Below are 5,677 nucleotides of genomic sequence, written 5' to 3'. Positions count from 1 at the left end.
GCCTGAAACTCAGTATATTGCTTAAGAACCGAACAACTTTAGGCTGCCATGTCTTCCAACCGAATTAAGCAACAAAGCCTCTTGCATGTACCCATTGTTGTATTCTAAGGACGCACCAGACGGGGCTTCAGAGATAACAAATAACGTGCTCTGATCTTCTACTGGAGCAAGTTCTTTCTGTGAAAATAAGTAAAAAGGAACCATGAGAAGCGACAGTACAAATGCGCCAACCAATATGGCTTGGCGATGGGAGAACACACAATAAAGGGCCCGTTCATAACGTGTTGAGATGCGTTCAAATAGACCATTTACTTTTTTCGTAAAGCGCCCTTCTTGACCTTTTTCAGGAGAAACATACGCACTCATAATCGGTGATAACGTAATCGCCACGACGCCGGAAAACAGTACCGCTATCGCTAATGTAAAGGCGAATTCTTTAAATAAAGCACCAGACAGGCCACTCACAAAACCGATGGGTGCGAATACCAGAGCCAAGGTAATTGTCATTGCGAATATTGGACGCAGGAGTTCACGCGAGCTGAGCAGCGCAGCTTCAATCCTGCCTTTTCCTTCTCGCATATGACGCGCCACATTTTCCACAACGACGATCGCATCATCCACAACCAACCCTACCGACAAAACAATCGCCAAGATAGTGAGTAAGTTAAGAGAGAAACCGGCCAGTAACATGGCTGCCACACTACCTAAGATGGAGATTGGAATAGTAATTAGCGGTACAAGTGCCGTCCGGAACGATCCCATCAGCAGCAAAATGACAACGCCGACGAGCAGTACCGTTTCAATCAACGTCGTAAATATTTCCTTTAAGGCATCACGCATATACTGCGTGCCGTCGTAGCCAATGGTAATCGTCGTACCTTCTGGTAAGCGCTCGTTCATCGACGCGAGTAATGTATAGAGTTCATCACCAATGGCGATTTCGTTCGAACCCGGTGAAGTGACAATCCCGATAAAAACCGACTCGTTGAGGTCGAGGCGAGCCGAATCTGAGCCGCGATCTTCCCCTAACTCTATTCGCGCAATATCCCCTAGATGGACAAAGACATTGTCACTTTTTCTTATGATTAGCTGCCGAAAATCATCCGCAGTTTGCAGTAAGGCATTACTCATAATGCTAATGTTCTGGGTGGTGTTCTCTACACTGCCCAACGAAGCGATAATATTATTATCAATAAGTGCCTGCCGAACTTCATGTGCACCGATGTTCAAACTCGCCATTTTTAAAGGGTCTAACCACACGCGAATCGCAGGTTTTCTACCACCGAGTACATCGGCACTGTGTACGCCTTCAATTGAAGAGAACCAAGGCGTTACGTCTCGCTCCAAATAGTCCGTCAGCGCTGCTCTATCCATTGTTGAACTAGAAACGGTTAGATAAAACGTCGCACTAGGCCTGTCAACACGGTTAACTGACACGCTTGGATCTTGTGCACCTGTGGGCAATTCATAAGAAATTTGACTCAATCTTGAATTAAGCTCAGCTAACGCGTCCGTGCTGTTTTCGTTTAGCTTAAGCCACACTGTGACCTTGCTCATTCCCGCAGTCGTCGAAGAGTCAACATAGTCGACACCTGGCACGCTCATTGCCGCTTTTTCAATGGGTTCGGTAATAAATCCCTTCACTACATCGGCAGAAACCCCGACATACTCAGTAGTGATAACAAGGGAAGAACTTTCTATTTGGGGAAACTGTGAAATGGCTAATCGAGAAGCGGCCAATAACCCGGAAATCATAATGATCAAGGAGATAACGATCGCTAAAATAGGCTTCTTTACAAAAATATCCATTATTCCCCTCCTGCCAGCGCGATTTCCGCCTCTTCAGGGACCAATCTGTTTTCTCTCACTCGAACCAATATGCCTTCATAGAGTTTAAACGCCCCCGCTGCAGCAATGGCTTCTCCTTGGTACACGCCGTGGGAAATAAACTTCACGTTTTCTTTTTCAGCTATCACCGCGACAGAAAGTCGCTCAGCACGAAATGAGCCTGAATCATCATCTTGCTCGACAAGCTTCACCACGTATGCGCCGTACAAATCTTGGTTAACGGATGTGCTTGGCACTTTAAATACGTGTTTATTCGCACTGATGGGTATCAATACTTCTAGTGGTGTATTGGATGTGTAATTAGCGATATGCTGGCTAAGCGCAGCACGGTATTTGAGACTGCGAGTGGAACTGGATATCTGCGTGTCTTTGGCAATAACGTTCGCCAATTGAAATGTTGAACGTCCCAGTGCATCGATATTTCTTACCCGCACCTGAGATCCTACCTCTAGCTGAGGATAAAACTGCGGCACACTGAACTCTACCCAGATATCCGTCGTTTCCCCTACAAAGTTGGACAGCATTTGGTTTGCAGAGACATAGTCTCCTCGCTTCACGCTGTGCATTCCCAATACTCCGGAAAACGGTGCGATGACTGTTTTTTGGTCAATCGTTGTTTTTAGCACGTCAATTTCAGATTGAATCACAATGAGATCGGCATAAGCTTGTTCATATTGTTCTTGGCTAATGGCCTTTTTCGCTAATAACGTTTTATAACGCTGAAATACCGACTTAGCATGTCGCTCACGCGCTTCTGCTGATTTTATACGCGCGAGTTCTTCGGTGATGTTTAGCTGAAACAGCACTTCGCCTTTGGCTACTTCTTCTCCTGACCTAAAACCGACAAATGCTACCTTACCCGAACGCTCTGTAAACAACGCCGTCTGTAACGGGGCTACCGCATTCCCTAGAACACTGACAGTAGGTGTATGTTCGGCCACTTCTACGTAAGCGACATCAACCACTTCATAATGCTCAGGAAAGGACTCAGCCATCGCGATAGCCGATTTGATTTCACTGAATTTGTAGAAAGCCAATCCTCCAATGACAGCAATTAAGCCTGAACCCACCACAAGCCAAGCAGCATAAGCAGTCTTTTTCTTTCCCATAGCCTCACCGTTAACGTCTTAAACTGTAATAAACAACATCATTCGAATTATATTCGAATGATGTTCACACCAAGGGAATACTAAGTCCCATGGCTTTTTTGTCAAGTTAACAGGATTGATGCAAGGATAACTAAATAAATAAATATTTCTTTTATAACAAAAGGATAATGTATTAAATCAGGGTGAAAACTATATTCATTGACAATATTTCGGAACTCGTAGCAGCGAAATGGTTAGGATTGACTCAGGTGAACAGATTCATTAGCATTTGCTCGAATATAATTCGAATAAAGATATCCTATGCCTGCACCTAAACACTCTTTCGCTGAGCAAGAACAGTTGATTCTTGATGCTGCCGCACAGTGCATTCTCGACAGTTCATTGATTGATTTTAAAATGTCTGCAATTGCCAAACATGCAGGCCTATCTATGGGCTCTGTCTATAAGCATATCCAGTCTAAAGAAGATGTGTTGGTCGCACTGTCTGTAAGGCTCGACAAACAAGCGTCGAAGGTGATTCGTGACGTTCTTACTTTGCCTTACTCATTACCTGCGAAGATAGTGGCAATAAACCTCGTATCTCAAGAAGCGATGTACCGCTATCCCTTTGGTTATCAATTGGTTTCAATGATAAAAAATAGGGATTTACTCGCCAAAGCATCCGAGAAGTGGCTCGACAAAATGTTCCATGCCTCAGACGAGATAAGGCTGCACTTTATGAATGCCCTCAACGATGCAGTCCAAGCAGAAGAGTTATTGTGTCATGACGGCGAGAAAGAAAGGCTTATTGAAGAGTTCATGCTTTTGCAATGGGCTGTAAATATGGGTTTTCCTCTGATACTCAATCATCCGCACGACACTTATATTACTGAAGAAAAGAATAACGTGAATGTTCCACTCAGTCTCACCCATCCATTACTACGAGCATCCGTACGAATGACCAACAGTTACCCGTGGAGACATCCGGTATCACTGGAAGAGCTTGGAAAAATTGAGCAGATACTTATCGAAAGGGGCTTACGGTAAGCACTGTGAATGCCGCTTGTCGTTGACAGGTATGTGCACAGGTAATACTTGATTTACCAATTGAAAAAGCGAGCCATTCGGCTCGCTTTTGTCATTTATCGCTCGTTACACTGCGGGTTGCATCTCATCAGTCACTTTGGGGTTTTCTTGCTCACTGCTTGTCACGTCAGGATAATGCTCAGCCAACGGGTAAGGGCTATCAGCAAGATACTCAGACACAAATTGATTGATCTGCGCCCTTTCGTGCGCTTGAACTTCTTTGTGACGGTTAGATTTACCACCGTTAAAGAAGTGCGTTTTTGACATCACCGTATTCACTGAAGGCTGTGTCATTTCGAAATACTCTTCCCGTTCGCGCATGTAGCTAAAATCGGCTTTGGCGAGGACTTTCTGGAACTCGTCCTCTGTGAGTGTCACATTCAGAAAATCCGCAATCATTCTGATCACGCTTTTTGGATCCGCTTTAAGATCTTCAAAATGTACAAAGGTAATATTGTCCCGCTCACTGGCCCATTTCCACCAACCATCAACATGGTGAGGCCAGCTCGTCCAGTAAAATTCATCCGAACAATACCAATCCAGAAACTTATCTTGAGCTGGCGCAAATGGCCCTGCTACTGTCGATACGAAATCGTGTACAGAGGCATAACAGCTAACAGGATGTCGTGTCACATAGATATATTTGGCGCTTTCACTATAAGGACAAAGTGAAGTCGGAAAGTGGGTTTTCAGTACACGCTTTTGCGCCTCACCAAGTTTTGGTGAATCCGCCAATGGCACGCCACTATGTTGACTACATTCAATCCATGCACTGGCAGAATTAATATGTTTATACCCAGTGTCAGTTAAATTCCCTTCCCCTTTGTGAAGGATTTCAAAAACGATTTGTTGCATCCACGTTGTGCCACAACGCATTTGCGTCGCGACGATAATGTCATCTTCCGTCGGCAAATATTCGCTGCCCGCTTTAAATGATTCATTACTGGACGTCATCATTGGTCCGGTGACATTTTTATAATTCGTTTTTGGTATTTTGTTTGAGTTGTACGCGACCAACGCCACTGCTCGCAAAAAAGGGCTGACAAAAGGTGCATGCTTTATCACCTTACGTTTAATTTCACGCCGCTCCTGAAGTGTTTTACCAAAGTAAGCATTACCTTGAGTGTTTTCTGTGTGCCACCGCATAAAATGCCCAACATACAAGACATACAACGCTAAGACGGTTAGTACAAAAACCAATGTTGCTACGAGCATAGACCTCACCTTCTAAACTGACGCGTTTAATGCTTAATACAAACCTAGCCAATCAGGACGTTAAGCACATATTGAGTAGTAGTGTGATATCCCGAAGCGCATTATTGCACAAAATAACAGACACTTTTTGTGAGCCAGTCACTCCCACGTTTAGAACTTGAATAGCTCATTTCAATGATTGTGTTAACTCAATCCCAGCAGGGATTTAATGCGCCCATTTGAATGAAAAAGGAAACGATCATTTTTGATGTTTTTGAGTAATACAAAAAGTAACGGCATATTAATGATGTGGACTTTATTGCGTCCGGATTTATTTACATCACCAAACTAGTGTTAATAAAATACAATTCCTCTTTTTCATGGCTTTGTTGCTTAATTCGGTTGGAAGACATGGCAGCCTAAAGTTGTTCGGTTCTTAAGCAATATACTGAGTTTCAGGC

4 protein-coding genes are annotated in these 5,677 nt (G+C 43.9%); 1 reads left to right on the top strand and 3 read right to left on the bottom strand.

Annotation, left to right across the window (positions count from 1 at the left end):
• Positions 1 to 21 precede the first annotated feature (21 nt).
• Positions 22 to 1,809, bottom strand: a complete 1,788-nt coding sequence (locus tag B5D35_RS22515) for an efflux RND transporter permease subunit (protein ID WP_244556716.1) — start codon at positions 1,807 to 1,809, stop codon at positions 22 to 24.
• Entirely contained in the window at positions 1,809 to 2,957 is a 1,149-nt protein-coding gene (locus B5D35_RS22510) for an efflux RND transporter periplasmic adaptor subunit (RefSeq protein ID WP_244556715.1), read from the bottom strand. Before B5D35_RS22510 ends, B5D35_RS22515 begins: the two co-directional genes overlap by 1 nt.
• A gap of 300 nt (positions 2,958 to 3,257) precedes the next feature.
• On the opposite strand from B5D35_RS22510, the gene B5D35_RS22505 reads away from it, so the two are divergent.
• Positions 3,258 to 3,983, top strand: a complete 726-nt coding sequence (locus tag B5D35_RS22505) for a TetR/AcrR family transcriptional regulator (protein WP_078754664.1) — start codon at positions 3,258 to 3,260, stop codon at positions 3,981 to 3,983.
• Between the two features lie 105 nt (positions 3,984 to 4,088).
• On the opposite strand, the gene B5D35_RS22500 is transcribed toward B5D35_RS22505, so the two are convergent.
• Complete coding sequence (locus B5D35_RS22500) at positions 4,089 to 5,237, bottom strand: sulfotransferase domain-containing protein (RefSeq protein WP_078754663.1); 1,149 nt, start codon at positions 5,235 to 5,237, stop codon at positions 4,089 to 4,091.
• Between the last annotated feature and the right edge of the window lie 440 nt (positions 5,238 to 5,677).

The organism is Enterovibrio nigricans DSM 22720 (genome assembly GCF_900167155.1).
GTDB lineage: Bacteria > Pseudomonadota > Gammaproteobacteria > Enterobacterales > Vibrionaceae > Enterovibrio > Enterovibrio nigricans.
This window is presented reverse-complemented; position numbering and strand designations above follow the sequence as displayed.

Coding starts and splice junctions, on each gene's coding strand:
- B5D35_RS22510 (WP_244556715.1), bottom strand. CDS start 2,957: ATGGGAAAGAAAAAGACTGCTTATGCTGCTTGGCTTGTGGTGGGTTCA.
- B5D35_RS22515 (WP_244556716.1), bottom strand. CDS start 1,809: ATGGATATTTTTGTAAAGAAGCCTATTTTAGCGATCGTTATCTCCTTG.
- B5D35_RS22505 (WP_078754664.1), top strand. CDS start 3,258: ATGCCTGCACCTAAACACTCTTTCGCTGAGCAAGAACAGTTGATTCTT.
- B5D35_RS22500 (WP_078754663.1), bottom strand. CDS start 5,237: ATGCTCGTAGCAACATTGGTTTTTGTACTAACCGTCTTAGCGTTGTAT.